This is a genomic window from Mesorhizobium sp. M1322 (assembly GCF_040318085.1).
GTDB lineage: Bacteria > Pseudomonadota > Alphaproteobacteria > Rhizobiales > Rhizobiaceae > Mesorhizobium.
Genome location: NZ_JAMYLP010000049.1, coordinates 1 through 17864, shown reverse-complemented (window position 1 = coordinate 17864; position 17864 = coordinate 1). Strand labels below are relative to the sequence as shown.

Annotated in this window: 17 protein-coding genes and 1 pseudogene; 9 read left to right on the top strand and 9 right to left on the bottom strand. The window is 61.3% G+C overall.

Going from position 1 to position 17864, the window contains the following annotated elements; translation table 11 throughout:
* Positions 1 to 117 precede the first annotated feature (117 nt).
* Positions 118 to 2124 (top strand): PhoX family protein, encoded by a 2007-nt coding sequence (locus tag NKH12_RS18415; RefSeq protein ID WP_352954437.1) that lies wholly within the window; start codon positions 118 to 120, stop codon positions 2122 to 2124.
* A gap of 90 nt (positions 2125 to 2214) precedes the next feature.
* Here NKH12_RS18415 and NKH12_RS18410 read toward each other — a convergent pair whose 3' ends face one another.
* Positions 2215 to 2976 (bottom strand): ABC transporter permease, encoded by a 762-nt coding sequence (locus tag NKH12_RS18410; protein ID WP_352954436.1) that lies wholly within the window; start codon positions 2974 to 2976, stop codon positions 2215 to 2217.
* Positions 2973 to 3899 (bottom strand): ABC transporter ATP-binding protein, encoded by a 927-nt coding sequence (locus NKH12_RS18405; RefSeq protein ID WP_352954435.1) that lies wholly within the window; start codon positions 3897 to 3899, stop codon positions 2973 to 2975. Before NKH12_RS18405 ends, NKH12_RS18410 begins: the two co-directional genes overlap by 4 nt.
* A 228-nt stretch (positions 3900 to 4127) precedes the next feature.
* Here NKH12_RS18405 and NKH12_RS18400 point away from each other — a divergent pair, with 228 nt between their 5' ends.
* From NKH12_RS18400 to NKH12_RS18375, 6 genes and pseudogenes are all read left to right on the top strand, one after another.
* Positions 4128 to 5486 (top strand): cytochrome ubiquinol oxidase subunit I, encoded by a 1359-nt coding sequence (locus NKH12_RS18400; protein ID WP_352954434.1) that lies wholly within the window; start codon positions 4128 to 4130, stop codon positions 5484 to 5486.
* An 11-nt stretch (positions 5487 to 5497) separates the two neighbouring features.
* The gene (locus NKH12_RS18395; RefSeq protein ID WP_352954433.1) at positions 5498 to 6502 is read left to right on the top strand and encodes a cytochrome d ubiquinol oxidase subunit II; all 1005 of its coding nucleotides are present in this window, start codon (positions 5498 to 5500) and stop codon (positions 6500 to 6502) included.
* 201 nt (positions 6503 to 6703) lie between these two features.
* Positions 6704 to 7474 carry a transporter substrate-binding domain-containing protein gene (locus NKH12_RS18390; RefSeq protein WP_352954462.1) on the top strand — a complete coding sequence of 257 codons (771 nt, stop codon included), beginning with the start codon at positions 6704 to 6706 and terminating at the stop codon, positions 7472 to 7474.
* A 40-nt stretch (positions 7475 to 7514) separates the two neighbouring features.
* Positions 7515 to 8186, top strand: a complete 672-nt coding sequence (locus NKH12_RS18385; protein WP_352954432.1) for an amino acid ABC transporter permease — start codon at positions 7515 to 7517, stop codon at positions 8184 to 8186.
* Positions 8187 to 8196: 10 nt separating this feature from the next.
* Positions 8197 to 8856, top strand: a complete 660-nt coding sequence (locus tag NKH12_RS18380) for an amino acid ABC transporter permease (RefSeq protein WP_352954431.1) — start codon at positions 8197 to 8199, stop codon at positions 8854 to 8856.
* Positions 8834 to 9558: pseudogene (locus tag NKH12_RS18375) on the top strand (amino acid ABC transporter ATP-binding protein). Before NKH12_RS18380 ends, NKH12_RS18375 begins: the two are co-directional and overlap by 23 nt.
* Before the next feature lie 256 nt (positions 9559 to 9814).
* On the opposite strand, the gene msrA reads toward NKH12_RS18375, so the two are convergent.
* From msrA to NKH12_RS18360, 3 genes are all read right to left on the bottom strand, one after another.
* Positions 9815 to 10555 (bottom strand): peptide-methionine (S)-S-oxide reductase MsrA, encoded by a 741-nt coding sequence (gene msrA / locus NKH12_RS18370; protein WP_352954430.1) that lies wholly within the window; start codon positions 10553 to 10555, stop codon positions 9815 to 9817.
* A gap of 110 nt (positions 10556 to 10665) precedes the next feature.
* On the bottom strand, positions 10666 to 10944 hold the full coding sequence (locus tag NKH12_RS18365) for a hypothetical protein (RefSeq protein WP_352954429.1): 279 nt from the start codon (positions 10942 to 10944) through the stop codon (positions 10666 to 10668).
* Between the two features lie 256 nt (positions 10945 to 11200).
* Positions 11201 to 12250 (bottom strand): TadE/TadG family type IV pilus assembly protein, encoded by a 1050-nt coding sequence (locus NKH12_RS18360; protein WP_352954461.1) that lies wholly within the window; start codon positions 12248 to 12250, stop codon positions 11201 to 11203.
* A 163-nt stretch (positions 12251 to 12413) separates the two neighbouring features.
* Here NKH12_RS18360 and lepA point away from each other — a divergent pair, with 163 nt between their 5' ends.
* Positions 12414 to 14219: a translation elongation factor 4 gene (gene lepA / locus NKH12_RS18355; protein ID WP_352954428.1), complete on the top strand. Its 1806-nt coding sequence runs from the start codon at positions 12414 to 12416 to the stop codon at positions 14217 to 14219.
* Between the two features lie 118 nt (positions 14220 to 14337).
* Here lepA and NKH12_RS18350 read toward each other — a convergent pair whose 3' ends face one another.
* From NKH12_RS18350 to NKH12_RS18335, 4 genes are all read right to left on the bottom strand, one after another.
* Complete coding sequence (locus tag NKH12_RS18350) at positions 14338 to 15555, bottom strand: XRE family transcriptional regulator (RefSeq protein WP_352954427.1); 1218 nt, start codon at positions 15553 to 15555, stop codon at positions 14338 to 14340.
* Positions 15556 to 15558: 3 nt separating this feature from the next.
* Positions 15559 to 16011, bottom strand: coding sequence for a hypothetical protein (locus tag NKH12_RS18345; RefSeq protein ID WP_352954426.1), 453 nt, complete (start codon positions 16009 to 16011; stop codon positions 15559 to 15561).
* Positions 15984 to 16259, bottom strand: a complete 276-nt coding sequence (locus tag NKH12_RS18340) for a hypothetical protein (protein ID WP_352954425.1) — start codon at positions 16257 to 16259, stop codon at positions 15984 to 15986. Before NKH12_RS18340 ends, NKH12_RS18345 begins: the two co-directional genes overlap by 28 nt.
* Positions 16260 to 16477: 218 nt before the next feature.
* Positions 16478 to 16777, bottom strand: a complete 300-nt coding sequence (locus tag NKH12_RS18335) for a hypothetical protein (protein ID WP_352954424.1) — start codon at positions 16775 to 16777, stop codon at positions 16478 to 16480.
* 311 nt (positions 16778 to 17088) lie between these two features.
* On the opposite strand from NKH12_RS18335, the gene NKH12_RS18330 reads away from it, so the two are divergent.
* Positions 17089 to 17715: a CDGSH iron-sulfur domain-containing protein gene (locus tag NKH12_RS18330; protein WP_352954423.1), complete on the top strand. Its 627-nt coding sequence runs from the start codon at positions 17089 to 17091 to the stop codon at positions 17713 to 17715.
* The last annotated feature ends 149 nt before the right edge of the window (positions 17716 to 17864 follow it).

The following is a 17864-nucleotide window of genomic DNA, read 5'->3' as shown; positions in this document are numbered from 1 at the left end:
ACACGAAATCGGGGCTGGAAATTGGCCGGCAACGTCATCAAACTGTGATCTCCCGGCGATACGCGGTCAGTCAAGCAACACGCTCCAGCCATCCCAAGAAGCCAGAGGCAGGCCCCCATGACTGAACATCGCTCGACCGGACATCTTTCTCCAAACGCTCATTTCCGCACCAGCTTGCTTGAGGAAAACGATGGGCCAGGAGCCAATCCCACAGCCAACCAGACGATGGGCGAGATCATCGCCGCGCGCTTCTCGCGCCGTGGTTTCCTGCAGGGATCGCTCGCGGCAACCGCCATCGCTGCTACCGTCAGCCCGCTCGCGCTGATCCTCGCCGACAATGCCCGCGCCGCCGCCGGCTCGGCCTTCAGCTTCGACGAGGTCGAGGCAGGCGTCGACGACAAGCATCATGTCGCCGCCGGCTATGACGCCGACGTGCTGTTGCGCTGGGGCGATCCGCTGTTTGCCGATTCGCCGGAATTCGATCCGACAAAACAGTCGACGCAGGCCCAGGAAAGACAGTTTGGCTACAATAACGACTATGTCGGCTATATCCCGATCGACGGCTCGGCCGAGCATGGCCTGCTGGTGGTCAACCACGAATACACCAATCCGCATCTGATGTTCCCGGGCCTTGTCACCATCGTCGATGGCGAGGCCAAGCAGGCGCCGCTGAGCAAGGAACAGGTCGATATCGAGATGGCCGCGCATGGCGGCACCATCGTCGAAATCCGCAAGGTATCAGGCAAATGGCAGGTGGTGCGCGACGGCAAGCTCAATCGCCGCGTCACCTCCAACACCGAGATGGCACTGTCCGGCCCCGTCGCCGGCCACGACCGGGTCAAGACCAGTGCCGATCCGACCGGCACGAAGGTCTTCGGCACCGTCAACAATTGTGCCGGCGGCGTCACGCCCTGGGGCACCTACGTCATGGCCGAGGAAAACATACACGGCTATTTCTCGGGCGAGCTGCAGGAAGGCCACAAGGAAGCCGCCAACTACAAGCGCATGGGAATTCCCGAAGGCGCCTATGAATGGGCTGCGCATTACGACCGCTTCGACATCGGCAAGGAGCCGAACGAGCCGAATCGCTTCGGCTGGATCGTCGAGGTCGACGTCAACGATCCGACCTCGGTGCCGCGGAAGCGCACTGCCATGGGCCGCTTCAAGCATGAGGGCGCTGAATCGATCGTCGCCAAGGATGGCCGTGTCGTCTTCTATCTCGGCGACGACGAGCGCTTCGACTATGTCTATAAATTCGTCACGGCCGGTAAGTTCAACGCCGAGGACCGCGCCGCCAACCTGGATCTTCTCGACGACGGTACGCTCTATGTCGCCAAATTCGCCGAGGACGGTTCGATCGAATGGCGTCCCATCGTCTTCGGCCAGGGCCCGCTGACGGCGGAGAACGGCTTTGCCAGCCAAGCCGACGTGCTGATCGAGACGCGCCGTGCCGCCGACCTGCTCGGCGCCACCAGGATGGACCGCCCCGAGGACATCCAGCCCAATCCGACGACTGGCAAAGTCTACGTCATGTTGACCAACAATTCTAAACGCAAGACGGACCAGGTCGATGCCGCCAACCCGCGCGCCGAAAACGCCTTCGGCCACATCATCGAGATCGTCGAGGACGGTGGCGATTTCACTGCCGCCAAGGGCAAGTGGGAAGTGCTGTTGAAATGCGGCGATCCCTCAGTGGCCGAAGTCGGCGCCACCTTCTCGACCGCAACGACCGCCAATGGCTGGTTTGGCATGCCGGACAATTGCGCTATCGATGCGGCCGGCCGGCTTTGGGTCTCGACCGACGGCCAGGGCCCGAAGGCCACCGGCCGCACCGACGGCTTGTGGGCGGTCGACACCGAAGGCGAGGCGCGGGCGACCTCGAAACTGTTCTTCCGCGTGCCGATCGGCGCCGAACTATGCGGCCCGCTATTCACGCCCGACGACCAGACCGCCTTCGTCGCGGTTCAGCATCCGGCCGACGGCGGCGAAGACTGGGAGACTTTTGGCCGTCCCTCTTACTATGAGGACCCGTCGACCCGCTGGCCCGACTTCAAGCCCGATATGCCGGTGCGGCCGTCGGTCGTCGCCATCACCAAGCAGGGCGGTGGCAAGATCGCGGTCTAGAGGTCATCTCGCCCAAGGTGCACGCCGGTAGTCGTGGAGGAGGGGTTTTGGTTCGACCGAAGCCCCTCCTTTCTTATGCCCAATTGCCGGTCAGTTCCGCAGCCGGTAGCCGGTCCGGAAGATCCACGCGACGATCGCTATGCAGATGAGCAGGAAAACGACGGTCATGCCGAGGCTGATGCCGATCGAGACGTCGGACTTGCCGTAGAAACTCCAGCGAAAGCCGCTGACCAGATAGAGGACAGGGTTGAACAGCGTCACCGTGCGCCAGATGCCGGGCAGCATGTCGATCGAATAGAAGCTTCCGCCAAGGAACGTAAGCGGCGTGATGATCAGCAGCGGCACCAGCTGCAGCTGCTCGAAGCTTCTCGCCCAGATGCCGATGATGAACCCGAACAGGCTGAAGGTCACCGCCGTCAGCACCAGGAAGGAGAGCATCCAGAACGGATGCTCGATGGTCAGCGGCACGAACAGCGACGCGGTCCCCAGGATGATCAGGCCGAGTATGATCGACTTGGTCGCCGCACCCCCGACATAAGCGATGATGATCTCCAGATAGGACACCGGAGCCGACAGCAGCTCGTAGATCGAGCCGACGAATTTCGGGAAATAGATCGCGAAGGAGGCGTTGGAGATCGACTGCGTCAGCAGCGACAGCATGATCAGCCCCGGCACGATAAAGGCGCCGTAGCTGATGCCGTCGATCTCGGTGATGCGCGAGCCGATGGCCGAGCCGAAGACGACGAAATAGAGCGATGTCGAGATGACTGGCGAGACGATGCTCTGCAGCACGGTCCGAAAAGCGCGCGCCATCTCCATCTTGTAAATCGCCCAGACTGCACGCAGGTTCATGCGTCCTTCCTCACCAGATTCACGAAGATCTCCTCGAGCGAGCTGTTTTGCGTGTCGATATCGCGGAACTGGATGCCGGCCGTCTCGAGGTCGCGGAGCAGCGAGGCGACGCCGGGCCGTTCGCTTTGGTTGTCATAGGTGTAAATCAGTCGATCACCGTCCGGCGAAAGCTCCAGCGCGTAGCGCGACAACGTCTCGGGTATGGTGGCGAGCGGACTGCGCAGTTCCAGCAACAGCCGTTTGCGGCCGAGCGTGCGCATCAGTTCGGCCTTGTCCTCGACCAGCACGATCTCGCCGCGATTGATGACCCCGACGCGGTCGGCCATCGCCTCGGCCTCCTCGATATAGTGCGTGGTCAGGATGATGGTGACGCCATTCTCGCGCAGCCGGCGCACCATCGCCCACATGTCCTGTCGCAGCTCGACGTCGACGCCGGCTGTCGGCTCGTCGAGGAACAGCACCCTCGGTTCGTGCGACAGCGCCTTGGCGATCATCAGCCGCCGCTTCATGCCGCCGGACAAGGTGATCGCCTTGGCGTCCTTCTTGTCCCATAATGACAGGTCGCGCAGCACTTTCTCGACGAAGGCGTGGTTGGCCGGCTTGCCGAACAGGCCGCGGCTGTAGTTGACCGTCGCCCACACGCTCTCGAACGCGTCGATGGTCAGTTCCTGCGGCACCAGCCCGATGAGGCTGCGTGCGGCGCGATAATCCCGGCTGATGTCGTGGCCGTCCACGCTGACCGTGCCCGATGAGCGATTGACGATACCGCAGACGATCGAGATCAGCGTTGTCTTGCCGGCGCCGTTCGGCCCGAGCAGTGCAAAGATCTCGCCGCGCTCGATATCGAGGTTGATCTCCTTCAGCGCCTTGAAACCGGTGGCGTAGGTCTTGGTGACCCCGGAAATGGAAATGATCGATGGCATGGCTGAAAAACGGCTGCTTGAAAGGAGAACTGTGATTCAATCCGCTGAATGTCGGTGCGCGCAGCCGGAAGTCAATGGCACTCCTGACAGTTCTGGACATCGGCATGCGACGACGCATCCACCGCTGCCGCAGTCCTGCGGCGTTCCGCCTCGCGTGACGCCACGCCGCTTTGACCGCTTGGCGCATCCGGCCTATCTTCCCTGACATAGCAGCAGCCGGAGCCCACCATGGACCCGCTCATCCTTTCGCGCATCCAGTTCGGCGCGAACATCTCGTTCCATATCCTGTTTCCGGCTATCACCATCGCGCTTGGCTGGGTGCTGCTGTTCTTCAAGCTTCGCTACAACGCCACAGGCGATACCGCCTGGATGCGCGCCTATTTCACTTGGGTGAAGGTGTTCGCGCTGTCGTTTGCCATGGGCGTGGTTTCGGGCGTCACCATGAGCTTCCAGTTCGGCACCAACTGGCCGGGTTACATGGAGACCGTCGGCAACATCGCCGGCCCGCTGCTCGCCTATGAGATCCTCACCGCCTTCTTTCTCGAGGCGGCGTTCCTCGGCATCATGCTGTTCGGCTTCCGCCGCGTCTCCAACCGCATCCACACCCTGGCAACCGTGCTGGTGGCCGGCGGCACCACCCTGTCGGCCTTCTGGATCATCGCGCTCAATTCCTGGATGCAGACGCCGGTCGGCTTCGAGATGCGCAACGGCGTAGCGCACGCTACCGACTGGTGGGCGATCGTCTTCAACCCGTCCATGCCCTACCGGCTCGTCCACATGCTGCTTGCCTCCGGCCTGACGGTTTCGTTCCTGATCGCCGGCCTGTCAGCGCTGCGCTATCTCTATGGCGACCGCTCGGAATCGATGTGGAAGGCATTGCGCACCGGTGTCTTCACCGCGGCGATCCTGATCCCCATCCAGATCTTCGCCGGCGACCAGCATGGCCTCAACACGCTCGAGCATCAGCCTCAGAAGATCGCCGCCATGGAGGCCAACTGGAACACCGGCCCCAATGTGCCGCTGGTTCTTTTCGCGCTTCCCGACGAGGCGGCAAGGGAGAACAAATTCGAGGTCGCCATCCCCGATGGCGCCAGCCTCATCCTCAGGCACAGCGCCAGCGGCGTCGTGCCGGGGCTGAACGACTATGTCGGCAACCATCCGCCGGTCTTCCCGGTGTTCTGGGCTTTTCGCATCATGGTCGGCACCGGCGTCCTGATGCTCGTCGTCTCCTGGTCGGCCGCCTTTTTCCTGAAGCGACGCCACAGCCTGCCGAAATCGCTGGCCCTGATGATGGTGCCGATGGCGCTGTCCGGCTGGCTGGCGACGCTGGCCGGCTGGTACACCACCGAGATCGGCCGCCAACCCTGGTTGGTCACTGGCGTGCTCAAGACCGTCGATGCCGTCGGCCCGGTCGCCGGCAGCCAGGTCGCGCTGTCGCTTGCGGTCTATCTCATGCTCTACGCGCTGCTTCTGCTCGCCTATCTCGGCGTGCTGGTCTATCTGGCGCTGAAGGCGGCGAAGGACGGCGATACCTCGCCGCTGCCGGGCGTTCTCGACGCGCCGCTGTCGCAACCGGCGGCAAAATAGGGAGAACGGTGATGACCCTCGACTGGCCGACATTGCTCCCCCTCATCTTCGCCGGCCTGATGGGCCTTGCCATCCTGATCTACGTCATCCTCGACGGCTTCGATCTCGGCATCGGCATCTTGTTCGCGGCGGCCGAGGACGCCGAGCAGGACACGATGATCGCGGCAATAGGCCCGTTCTGGGACGCCAACGAGACCTGGCTGGTGCTGGCCGTCGGCCTGCTGCTGGTCGCCTTCCCGCTGGCGCACGGCACCATCCTCACGGCGCTCTACATGCCGGTCTTCCTGCTCCTTGTCGGCCTGATCCTGCGCGGCGTTGCCTTCGATTTCCGTGCCAAGGTGCCGGCCGGCCGGAAGCATCGCTGGAACCGCATCTTCTTCCTGGGCTCGGTCATCGCCTCCCTGGCGCAGGGCTACATGCTGGGGATCTATGTGCTCGGCCTGAATGTCGGCCTCGGCGGCATGGCCTTCGGCGCGCTGGTGGCGCTCTGCCTTGCCGCCGCCTACGCGGCGATGGGCGCGGCCTGGGTCATCTACAAGACGGAAGGCGAATTGCAGAAGAAGGCGGTGCTCTGGCTGCGCCGGGTGCTGGTGCTGACCGCGCTCGGCATGGTCGCCGTCTCGCTGGCCACGCCGCTCGCCAGTCCGCGCATCTTCGACAAGTGGTTCGTCTGGCCCGCCATGCTCTATTTGTCGCCGCTGCCGATCCTGTCGGCGGTGCTGTTCGGCTGGCTGTGGCGGCAGACCTTCCATCTGCCTAAGGCGGACGACCGCCATGCGCTGACGCCGTTCTTGACGCTGGCCGCCATCTTCACGCTGGGCTTTGCCGGGCTCGCCTGGTCGTTCTATCCCTTCGTCGTGCCTGACAGGCTGACCATCTGGCAGGCGGCGTCCGCGCCTGAAAGCCTCGCCATCATCTTGGCCGGCACGGTGGTCGTGCTGCCGATCATCATTTTCTATTCGTTTTATGCCTACCGCGTCTTCGGCGGCAAGGCGACGGATCTGACCTACGACTGACAGGCAAATCTCCGCACTGCACAATATTTAGGCAGCCTGCTGGTCGGGCGGCTTTGGATCGTGAAGAGGCCTTCCCAATCCTACTGGGAAAGGGCCGACTCGCGCTGATTTCTACGGTTTGGCATGTCTGTTGCTTTGCCCTGGCGACCAATCGGTTTTGTTCAGTCAAAGGGGAAAATAATGAACCGTCGCAATGTGTGCATGCTGGCCTTCGCCGCCGTGGCGGGAATCGCCATGGCTCCGTTCCCGCAGGCCCGGGCTGACGCCTTGAGCGACATAGGGGCGCGGGGCACCATCCGCATTGCTGTGCCACAGGATTTCCCGCCCTTCGGCAGTGTCGGCGCCGACATGACGCCGCAAGGCTACGACATCGATATCGCCAATCTGATTGGCGAAAAACTCGGCGCCAAGGTCGAGATCGTCCCGGTCACCAGCGCCAACCGCATTCCCTATCTTCAGACCAACAAGGTCGATCTGGTCATCTCCAGCCTCGGCAAGAATCCCGATCGCGAGAAGGTCATCGACTTTTCCGAAGCCTACGCCCCCTTCTACAACGGCGTGTTCGCTCCGGCAGATGTCGCGGTCGCGAAGGCGGAAGATCTCGCCGGCAAGACCGTTGGCGTCACCCGCGGCGCGATCGAGGATCTCGAACTGACCAAAGTCGTGCCCGCGAGCGTCGAGATCAAGCGCTACGAGGACAACAACGGCACTATTTCCGCTTTCCTTTCGGGCCAGGTCGAGGTGATCGCGACCGGGAATGTCGTCGCCGCCGCCATTCTCGAAAAGAACCCGCCCAAGCGGCCCGAGCTCAAGTTCCTGATCAAGAACTCGCCTTGCTACATCGGCATGAACAAGGAGGAGCCGGCGTTGATGGCCAAGATCAACGGGATCATCGCCGCTGCCAGGTCCGATGGCGCCCTCAACGCGATTTCGCAAAAATGGCTGAAGGTGGATCTGCCGGCTGACCTGTGATCGCCGCCCGCCGCATGTGGTTTAGGCCAGACCGCAAGCCATGACTTATCAGTTCGATTTCGGCTGGCTGATCGAGTCTCTGCCGGTGCTGCTGAAAGGCATCCGGATCACCGTGCAGCTCATCCTGATTGGCGCGGTGTTCGGCGTCGCCTTGGGCATTGCCTGCGCTTGGGTGCGCGCCCTCGGGCCGAAATGGCTAAGACCCGTCGTCGCGACCTATGTCGAGCTGATCCGCAACACGCCGTTCCTCATCCAGCTGTTCTTCATCTTCTTCGGCCTGCCGTCGCTTAGCATCAGGATGTCGGAACTGACCGCCGCCAATCTCGCCATGATCGTCAATCTCGGCGCCTACAGCTGCGAGATTATCCGCGCCGGCATCCAGGCCACGCCACGTGGCCAGTTCGAAGCCGGCGCTAGCCTTGCCATGACCCCGTTCCAGACCTTCTGGTACGTGGTCCTGGTCCCGGCGCTGCAGCGCATCTGGCCTGCGCTTTCGTCGCAGATCGTCATCGTCATGCTGGGTTCGGCCGTCGTTTCGCAGATCGCCGCCGAGGACCTGACGTTCGCCGCCAACTTCATCCAGTCGCGCAATTTCAGGGCCTTCGAAACCTACATCGTCTCCACTTTGATCTACCTGGCGCTTGCGATCCTGCTGCGCCAGCTGCTGGCCGGCCTGGGCTGGATGCTGTTTCCAAGGAAGGCGTCTCTATGAGACAGGCGCCATGACCGAGTTCAGCTTCTGGGACATCCTGCGCAACCTGCTTTTGGCCGCCCGTTGGACCGTTGTCCTCTCGCTGGTCTCCTTCATCGGTGGCGGCATCGTCGGTGCGGCCCTGCTTTTCCTGCGCATCGGCGGCCGGCGTGGGATACAGCATCTGTCACGCGGCTACATCCAGCTGTTCCAGGGCACGCCGCTCCTGATGCAGCTTTTTCTCGCTTTCTTCGGCCTTGGCCTGTTCGGCATCGACGTTCCCGCCTGGCTTGCCGCTTGTGTCGCGCTCATCCTGTGGACCGCCGCTTTCCTCGCCGAGATCTGGCGCGGCTGCGTCGAGAGCATCGCCAAGGGCCAATGGGAGGCGTCCGCCAGCCTCGGCATGGGTTATCTCCAGCAGATGCGCTACGTCATCCTGCCGCAGGCGCTGAAAGTGGCGGTGCCACCGACGGTCGGCTTCTCGGTGCAGGTGGTGAAGGGCACCGCGCTCACCTCCATCATCGGCTTCGTCGAATTGTCGAAGGCCGGTTCGATCGTCACCAACGCAACGTTCCAGCCGTTCACCGTCTATGGCCTGGTCGCGCTCATCTACTTTGCTTTGTGCTGGCCGCTGTCGAAATCCAGCCAGCTCCTGGAAAGGAAGCTCAATGTCGCTCATCGCAATCACTGAGGTGAAGAAGCGCTTCGGCGACAACGAGGTGCTGAAGGGGATTTCCATCGACGTCGCGCCGGGCGAGGTCGTCGCCATCATCGGCAAGAGCGGTTCGGGCAAGTCGACGCTGCTGCGCTGCATCAACGGGCTGGAGACCATCGATGAAGGCTCGATCGTCGTCGCCGGCGCGCAGTTCCTGCCCGACGAGGTTCATCTCAAGGCGCTGCGCCTAAAGGTCGGCATGATTTTTCAGCAATTCAACCTGTTCCCGCATCTCACGGCCGGCGGCAATGTCATGCTGTCGCAGATGGTGGTGAAGAAGACGCCGAAAAAGGACGCCGAAGCGGTCGCGCGAAAAATGCTCGACCGCGTCGGTCTCGTCCACAAGTTCGACGCATTGCCGGACGAACTGTCCGGCGGTCAGCAGCAGCGCGTGGCGATCGCCCGGGCGCTCGCTATGCAGCCCATCGCGCTGCTATGCGACGAGATCACCTCGGCGCTCGACCCCGAACTCGTTGCCGAAGTGCTGGCCGTCGTCAAGGAATTGGCCGCGGAAGGCATGACGCTGGTGATGGTCACCCATGAGATGCGCTTCGCCCGCGACGTCTGCTCGCGCGTCGTCTTCATGCATCAGGGCGCGTCCACGAGATCGGCGCCCCCGAGGAGGTCTTCGCCAACCCGAGGACGCCGGAGCTCAGGCAGTTTCTGGGCATGCAATAGCGGGCATTGTTGCCCGCGCGCTCGCTGGAGCATCGGATGCCGAGGGACAGCGCTCCCTTCTGTCCTGCCGGACATCTCCCCCACAAGGGCCCGTAAGGGGGAGATTAGCAGCTTTGGCGCTTCGCTCACGCCTGCGACGTTGGAGATTGGCGAAAGCCGGGATGACGGCCGATCTCCCCCCCAAGTGGGGGAGATGTCCGGCAGGACAGAGGGGGGCGCGAAGGATCGCTACAGATCGTTTTTATCCTGAGCCGCATCAGCTCTTGTTGGCGGCCATCACCAGCACCGGCTTCTCGCTGTAGAGATCCGGAAAGAGCGTCTTCAAATTCTCGACCTTGGGCAGGTCGTTGTAGACGATGTAGGGATAGGTCGGGTTCAGCGTCAAAAAGTCCTGGTGATAGTCCTCGGCTGGATAGAAGGGTTTCCCGGTCTCCAGCGTGGTCACGATCGGCTCTGGAAACACCTTCGCCTTGTCGAGCTGGGCGATATAGCTCTCGGCGATCTTCTTCTGCGCGTCACTTTCGGCAAAGATCGTCGAACGGTATTGCGGGCCGCGGTCCGGACCCTGGTAGTTCAGCTGCGTCGGATTGTGCGCGACCGAGAAATACACCTGCAGCAACTGGCCGTAGGAAATCTTGGACGGCTCATAGGTGATCTCGACGGCTTCGGCGTGCCCGGTCCGGCCGGTGCCGACCGTCTCGTAGTCGGCGGTGTCCTCGGTCCCACCGGCATAGCCGGAGACGGCGCTGGTCACGCCCTTGACGTGCTGGAACACGCCTTGCACGCCCCAGAAGCAGCCGCCGGCGAAGACCGCCTTGGCGGTGCCGGTGCCGGGTTTCTCGTCCATCGCCGGCGGCGGGATCACCACCGCCTCCTCGGCCGAGATTGCCGGCGTCTGCCACAAGGCGGCGCCGGCCGCTGCGAGCATCAGCGCCGCAAGCGCGCTCCAGGCGAATTTCGTCGACCGTTTCGCGGCGGTTTTTTCAATGCCGGTCATCTCTGATCTCCCATGCATGAGTTTACGATTATACGACAGATAGACCCGTCGCGGTTTCACATTGCCGTGCGGGCGCGTGCATTCGGCCGCGCGCCCCTTCCGGACGCGGCCTACTTGGCCGTCCCCATCTCGTTGCAGGTCTTGGTCGCCGCCTCCTTTTTCATCGCGTCGGTTTCCATGGCAGCCTTGTCCATGCAGTCCTTCATCTTGTCGGCCGCCATCGGATCCGCGGGCTTCATCGCGTAGGTCGCCGGCTTCATGGCGTCAGTCGCCATCGCATCGGCCGGCTTCATCGCATCTTCGGCGCGCGCAACGCCGCCGGCAAAAAGCACCGTCGAGCAAAGCGCGAAGGCAAGTGCCGGCAAGGTCAGGCGGGTGAGGTTGGTCATGATGGTCTCCCAGGGTTGGTGGCGCGCCGGAATGGCGATCACATCAGCTCTTCGCCGCTGCCTGGGCCTTCGTTACAGCCATCACCGCTTCGTGATCGCTCCTTCCCCTCCCACAAGGGGGAAGCCAAACGGCGTCACCCTACTCCTTCGGATTTCGAACCGCTGCCACACAAAAACGCCGCCCGGGGCGACCGGACGGCGTTGAGATCTGATGCTGTGCGGACCCGCGCCCCTTATGGGCGCCGCGGTCGCCAGCCTATTGAGTAAGCACTGTTTGCGAAGGCCGCTGATTGAAGTCGCACTTGCCGGTCACGGTGTAGAAAAAGTCGGCGTTGGACACCGGGGCCGGTACAGTCGTTCCGCCATCCTCCCAGGCCTGCTTGCTGGGTTGGCCGCACGGCACGGCGGTGAAGATGTCCACCAGTTTGCCGTTCGCGACTTCAACGCCATCGATGTACAACCGGTTCGATGTGTTCGCGTCGTTCGATTTGAGCTTGGGTGTTTGGGCCGACGGCACATCCATCTGCAGATACAGCACATCCATCAGGCTGACGTCGATCACCGCGCCGGCGCCGTTCGCGGGGGTCATGGTGTTGGTGCAGGTGGTCAGGTATTTCTTGTTGCCGCTCGTCTGTGTAATCGCGCCGGTAGGCAGGCCGTTAAAATTCTGCACCGTCTTGGTCGTGCATTTTTGTTCCTGGACCTTCGTGCTCGTCGCTCCATTGACCGTATACACGGTCGACGTGCCGTAGCCTTTCGGATCGCCAAAATTGTTGTAGACATAGCTGATCCTCATCAACGGGTTGAGCGCCGTCTCGGTGAATTTCGTGCCGTAGAGCGTCATCGTCTTGTTCCAATGGCCCGACACCTTGTCGACCTTGAACGTGGTCTGCACCAGCGCCGGCCGCTTGCGCACCGCCGACGCGACGCCGATCTGCACCGTGTCGACGTGGGCGATCTGCATGAAGTTCGTCGGCATGGCAAACTTGGCCGAAGCATCGATGCTAGCGGTGCCGTCGGCGGCGACGACGAAGCTGTCGAGCTTGGCGGTGCCTTGCCCGCTATTGGCCGTAAACGACTCCTGCAGCTTCACCTGACGGTCCGCCAGTGACGTGCTGGTTGGCAGCGTCGTGATCGACAGCGTCGCGGCATCGAGCGCATTCTGCATCGATCCCTTGGTCGCAACGGCTGAGTTGTAGTCGATTGAAAAGCCCAGAGCGGCACACATCGGGATAAGCATGATAGCGAGTATCGGCGCGAGGGAGCCGCTCTCGGAATTGAGAAAATGACGTCCAGACTGTGGCATTGCTTGGCCCCCAAACGGTGACAGATCGTGGCCTGTCACGCAGGGCGCGGACTATGCCCTAATCTGATGGATCAAAGTTTAACGGCTTTGCGCCCGGCGGCGGCTTATGCGCCGCGCCCGCCGCCGCTTGCCCGGGCAAGCTCCCCCTGCTAAAGCGCGCGACATGACCACGCCGATCAAGAACATCCGCAATTTCTCCATCGTCGCCCATATCGACCATGGCAAATCCACGCTTGCCGACCGGCTGATCCAGTCCACCGGCGGGCTGGAGCTGCGCGACATGAAGGAGCAGGTGCTGGACTCGATGGATATCGAGCGCGAGCGCGGCATCACCATCAAGGCGCAGACGGTGCGGTTGAAATACCGCGCCAACAATGGCGGGGACTATATCCTCAACCTGATCGACACGCCCGGCCATGTCGACTTCGCCTACGAAGTGTCGCGGTCGCTGGCCGCCTGCGAAGGCTCGCTGCTGGTCGTCGATGCCTCGCAAGGGGTCGAGGCGCAGACGCTGGCCAATGTCTACCAGGCCATCGACAACAACCACGAGATCGTCGTGGTGCTGAACAAGGTCGATCTGCCGGCCGCCGAGCCCGAGCGCATCCGCGAGCAGGTCGAGGAGGTGATCGGCATCGACGCCACCAACGCCGTGCTGATCTCGGCCAAGACGGGGCTCGGCATTCCCGACGTGCTGGAGGCGATCGTCAACGATTTGCCGCCGCCGCGCGAGGGCGACATCACAGCACCGCTGAAGGCGATGCTGGTCGACAGCTGGTACGACGCCTATCTCGGCGTCATCGTGCTGGTCCGCATCATCGACGGCGTGCTGAAGAAGGGCCAGACCATCCGCATGATGGGTACCGGCGCCAAGTACCTGGTCGAGCGCACCGGCGTCTTCACGCCTGCCCGCATCAATGTCGACGAGCTCGGCCCCGGCGAGTTCGGCTTCTTCACCGGCTCGATCAAGGAAGTGGCCGACACCCGCGTCGGCGACACCATCACCGAGGACAAGCGCCAGACGGCGCAGGCCCTGCCGGGCTTCAAGCCGGCGCAGCCGGTGGTGTTCTGCGGCCTGTTCCCGGTCGACGCCGCCGATTTCGAGGATCTGCGCGCCGCGGTCGGCAAGCTGCGCCTCAACGACGCTTCTTTCTCCTACGAAATGGAAACCAGTGCTGCGCTTGGCTTCGGCTATCGCTGCGGCTTCCTTGGCTTGCTGCATCTCGAAATCATCCAGGAGCGGCTGGAGCGCGAGTTCAACCTCGACCTCATCGCCACGGCGCCTAGCGTGGTCTACCGCCTGCTGTTGAACGACGGCACGACGAAGGAACTGCACAACCCGGCCGACATGCCCGACGTGGTCAAAATCCGGGCGATCGAGGAGCCATGGATCCGCGCCACCATCCTGACGCCGGACGAGTATCTCGGCGGCATTCTAAAACTCTGCCAGGACCGGCGCGGCATCCAGGCCGACCTGTCCTATGTCGGCAAGCGCGCCATGCTAACCTACGACCTGCCGCTCAACGAGGTCGTCTTCGACTTCTATGACCGGCTGAAGTCGATCTCCAAGGGCTACGCCTCCTTCGACTATCATTTGACCGACTATAAGGAGGGCGACCTGGTGAAAATGTCGATCCTGGTCAACGAGGAGCCGGTCGACGCGCTGTCGATGCTGGTCCACCGCACGGCGGCGGAAAAGCGCGGCCGCCAGATGTGCGAGAAGCTGAAGGAGCTGATCCCGAACCATCTGTTCAAGATCCCGATCCAGGCCGCGATCGGCGGCAAGGTCATTGCCCGCGAAACGATCTCGGCGCTGCGCAAGGACGTCACCGCCAAATGCTACGGCGGCGACGTCTCGCGCAAGCGCAAGCTGCTCGACAAGCAGAAAGAGGGCAAGAAGCGGATGCGCCAGTTCGGCAAGGTGGATATCCCGCAGGAGGCGTTTATCCAGGCCTTGAAGATGGGGGATTGAGAGGCCGGCCTTCGGCCGGACGCGGTGGGTCGATGCGAGCGAAAATCCGGGTGGGAGCTGCTCGCGGCAGCAGGTCCCACCCCGGGGGGTGCGGCAGTGGAGTGACTTGATAACTTGATCAACGGATCCGGCGACGAAACTGAAGCACGTTCCCACTCTCTAAATCGAGCATTTCCGCCGCAGGCCTAAGTCGCACAATAGACATCTCACTCAGATTTGCGCCATCAAAGGTTCCTTCGTCTAAGGAAGCCAGTTGCTCCAACTCTTGGGAAGGCAGAGGCAGGGCAGACAGAATAGTCGATTTGGCAAATCCACCAGATCCTAGGATTGCTTCGAAGCCCCTCCGCAACATTCGCGGCCGTTCAAGCGGCATATCGCGAGGCGAGTCGTACGGTTCCCGGAGAGCACCCCGCCACCTTCTAACAGTCATTGAGCGGAAAAGCTGCGCCTTTCCTTCTTCATCGGTAAGACCGAGATCGTAAGCGCGCATTATCATCGCGCTAATAGACATCCCCCAACGTCTCTTAAGAGCGCAAAAATAATCCAGAGAGACAGCTCCAACCTCCGAAATAAATGCTTCGCGTGGAAAAAGCATTGCACCGGCAAATCTATGAGCCTGTTGCTCAATTAATTTGTGGGCCAGCGGCATCTTCGCTTGCTCAGGTGTTACATACTTATGGAGCACGAGATGGCCTAATTCATGGGCGGCATCGAAACGAGCACGAGCGCAACTTACATTTTCCACGTTGATTCCGACAAAAGCCTTTTGCAAAAGCTTGGATGTAAAACAAAACCCATCCTGCTTGTCGGATGGGATTCTTAAAGTAGCTACGGGGATGCCCGCGTTCTCCAACGCAAGGATCATATCGGGTATTGGCTCTGCCCGCAGTTTCCAATGCGAGCGGAGGTCGCTAGCGGCACGCTCGATATTATTATTTGTAATCAGGTGGAAGTTCTCTGGGATATCCAGATCAGGTAAAGAGAATGAAGAGAAATCGACCTCTGTATGCAAGAAGGAGTAAATTTCGCATAGCCAGCGAATTCGTTGCTCGGTCATCTCACGAGCATTCTTACTTTCAGAGGCCCGAGACCGCCAGTGAACGAGATCAATCGTTTCATTCCACGCTGGTGTCAGAAAAAAACTGGGAGGGAACTGCAGCTTTTCCGCAATTGTGCTGACTCGATGAGCCTGTGGCTTATCGTTACCGTCCTCGTAGCGCGAAATTGCTGCGCCGGTAACGCCGACTAAATCTCCAAGCGTATTTTTGAACATGCCTCGGGCAAGTCTAGCCTCCTTCAGCCGCTCGCCGCGAAAGTTTGGGGCACCAAAACTCATTGATCAAACTCTGATGATTTTATTTTGTTTCTTGAGACGGACTACCACTTCGTCTTTTTGGAGCTGTGGACGATAGACCTCCTTTCCGTCATCTGGCGACACGGGCGGACGTCCTATACCGAACATCGCGATGCGATGTAGGTCTAACCTCGTTATCCACGTCGCATAGTCGCCGTCTGGAACTGCAAGCATCAGTCCGCCCAGCGCACGATCCCTTCTCGTAAAGCGAGGACCGGACGCCCCGTGCAGCAACACAGCAAGGATTCCGCCTGACCAATCTAGGTCACGATTGGGAATATCGCCAAAGTTGAGCTCAAGCTGGCGAATCAAACCATGTGTGTCAGCCAATTCTCGTTTGTAGTCGGCAATCCGAGGTGCGTCCGACAGCTCCAGAAATGGTTCTTGAATGACAACAATTCGGCCCATCTTCAGCAGGATTTTTCCTGCCCATTGCATTCCAGATACCGAAAACTATACGGCACACCGTGCTGTTGCGACGCGAATACCATCGCTCTGATTGCGCAGCTGGATCGACGCGCCGCAAACTCTGCAAGCTTCAGCTCGAGGGGAAGCGCACTATCCGCGCGAAGCTCTTCATAGAGACGATCATAGCGCCAGGCGATATCTATCGAGAGTGTCTCAACGAACTCGGGATTGAGGTCGTAACGAAGGATTTCATGTGTTTGCTCTAAAAGCTCAGACACCCACCGAATCCTTTGCTAGCGAGATGACTTAAGCGAATCAACACTTTTGTGGTAAAAAGTCAAGCGTGCTAGGACTACGGTCCTTTCTCTCTGCCATGCGCCGCTCGACACCTCCTTGGCGCCCAACAATCGCCATCCACCATTTCGCCCTATAAATCGTTGTCGAAAGTGCGGATCGCCGTCCATCCGGGGACGCAGTCCGGCGCAACCGCGGCCGCCTAGAGTTGGCAGTATATAAAACTGAAAATTTTTGCCCCACGCTTGTAACCGCCAGGGGGCGCTTCGGCTCTTTCATCGATCACAGCGGCGGTGAATGCTTCATCGAGCCGCATAGTCTTCCAGCCGGTACCTTCATTGCTATCGCTGCCGCCGCGCATTTGGTAAACGCTCATGGCGTCGTTGCCAGCTGTGGTGACGCCAACGGTGTGGACCTCGACCACTCGAAAGAAGCCATCATAGCGAAGCTCCAGGCGCTTACCGCTTCGCAATGCATCGCAGGCAACGTTCCGCCAGAGCATGATCGGGCCTCACAAAACCATACGCTACATGGTGTCTGAGTCTGGATGGGTTTGTCGAGTGTACAATCGCCTTGGAACACGCCCCCATCCATAGCCTCCGAGGGGGGCGCTGTCCCGCCGGCATATCGATCAAACGGCGCTGCGAACTTCACTGGTTCTCGGTTTAGTCGAGCGATGCGTTGGCGATCCTTCACGCCCCCCTCTGTCCTGCCGGACATCTCCCCCACGAGGTCCCACGAGGGGGGAGATCGCTACTTGACGCCGTTCGCGCGGCAGCCCTAGCCTGCTGCCATCCACAGGAGACCCCACCCATGGCCGGCACGGTCGAAGGCGAAAAAATCGATGTCGGCTTTTCCGGCCGGCGCTGCATCCATTCGCGCAATTGCGTGCTTGGCGATCCGCATGTCTTCGTGCCCAACGCGCCCGGCCAGTGGATCCATCCCGAGGCGGCCAGCGTCGAGAAGATCGTGGCGATCGCCGAAAGCTGCCCGTCGGGCGCCATCACCTATGTCAGGAAGGATGGCGGCCCGCAGGAACAGCCGCCGGTGGTCAACATTGTGCGGCTCAGGGAAAACGGCCCTCTGGCCGTTCATGCCGAGATCGTGCTTGGCGGCGAGACGTTTTTTCGCGCCACGCTCTGCCGCTGCGGTGCGTCGGAGAACAAGCCGTTGTGCGACGGCAGCCACAGCAAGTCAGGCTTTGCCGCCACCGGCGAGCCGCCGCTGAAGGACACGCCGGCGCTGGACGCGCGAAACGGCCCGCTGACGGTGACGCCGACCACCAACGGCCCGCTCAGGCTCGAAGGCAATGTCGAGATCGTCACCGGCACCGGCCACACGGTCGACCGCACCACGCGCACCTTCCTCTGCCGCTGCGGCCATTCGGCCAACAAGCCGTTCTGCGATGGCAGCCACAAGCGCGTGGGATTTGTGGGGTAGGCGGTCAAGCGCTCGCCGCCAATCTCGGCCTTCGACAACTGCGCCCGGTTGATGTTAGTGTCCGATCCAAAAAGGAGTGAGTGATTTCAGCAGGTTGTGATTCTGTCGGATTGCTGAGATTCGACGGAGATCACGATGCCTTGGACCGA

What these genes read in the sequence shown, in the direction of transcription:
- NKH12_RS18415 (WP_352954437.1), top strand. Translation starts at nt 118, where the DNA reads ATGACTGAACATCGCTCGACCGGACATCTTTCTCCAAACGCTCATTTC.
- NKH12_RS18410 (WP_352954436.1), bottom strand. Translation starts at nt 2,976, where the DNA reads ATGAACCTGCGTGCAGTCTGGGCGATTTACAAGATGGAGATGGCGCGC.
- NKH12_RS18405 (WP_352954435.1), bottom strand. Translation starts at nt 3,899, where the DNA reads ATGCCATCGATCATTTCCATTTCCGGGGTCACCAAGACCTACGCCACC.
- NKH12_RS18400 (WP_352954434.1), top strand. Translation starts at nt 4,128, where the DNA reads ATGGACCCGCTCATCCTTTCGCGCATCCAGTTCGGCGCGAACATCTCG.
- NKH12_RS18395 (WP_352954433.1), top strand. Translation starts at nt 5,498, where the DNA reads ATGACCCTCGACTGGCCGACATTGCTCCCCCTCATCTTCGCCGGCCTG.
- NKH12_RS18390 (WP_352954462.1), top strand. Translation starts at nt 6,704, where the DNA reads ATGCTGGCCTTCGCCGCCGTGGCGGGAATCGCCATGGCTCCGTTCCCG.
- NKH12_RS18385 (WP_352954432.1), top strand. Translation starts at nt 7,515, where the DNA reads ATGACTTATCAGTTCGATTTCGGCTGGCTGATCGAGTCTCTGCCGGTG.
- NKH12_RS18380 (WP_352954431.1), top strand. Translation starts at nt 8,197, where the DNA reads ATGACCGAGTTCAGCTTCTGGGACATCCTGCGCAACCTGCTTTTGGCC.
- msrA (WP_352954430.1), bottom strand. Translation starts at nt 10,555, where the DNA reads ATGACCGGCATTGAAAAAACCGCCGCGAAACGGTCGACGAAATTCGCC.
- NKH12_RS18365 (WP_352954429.1), bottom strand. Translation starts at nt 10,944, where the DNA reads ATGACCAACCTCACCCGCCTGACCTTGCCGGCACTTGCCTTCGCGCTT.
- NKH12_RS18360 (WP_352954461.1), bottom strand. Translation starts at nt 12,250, where the DNA reads ATGCCACAGTCTGGACGTCATTTTCTCAATTCCGAGAGCGGCTCCCTC.
- lepA (WP_352954428.1), top strand. Translation starts at nt 12,414, where the DNA reads ATGACCACGCCGATCAAGAACATCCGCAATTTCTCCATCGTCGCCCAT.
- NKH12_RS18350 (WP_352954427.1), bottom strand. Translation starts at nt 15,555, where the DNA reads ATGAGTTTTGGTGCCCCAAACTTTCGCGGCGAGCGGCTGAAGGAGGCT.
- NKH12_RS18345 (WP_352954426.1), bottom strand. Translation starts at nt 16,011, where the DNA reads ATGCAATGGGCAGGAAAAATCCTGCTGAAGATGGGCCGAATTGTTGTC.
- NKH12_RS18335 (WP_352954424.1), bottom strand. Translation starts at nt 16,777, where the DNA reads ATGCTCTGGCGGAACGTTGCCTGCGATGCATTGCGAAGCGGTAAGCGC.
- NKH12_RS18330 (WP_352954423.1), top strand. Translation starts at nt 17,089, where the DNA reads ATGGCCGGCACGGTCGAAGGCGAAAAAATCGATGTCGGCTTTTCCGGC.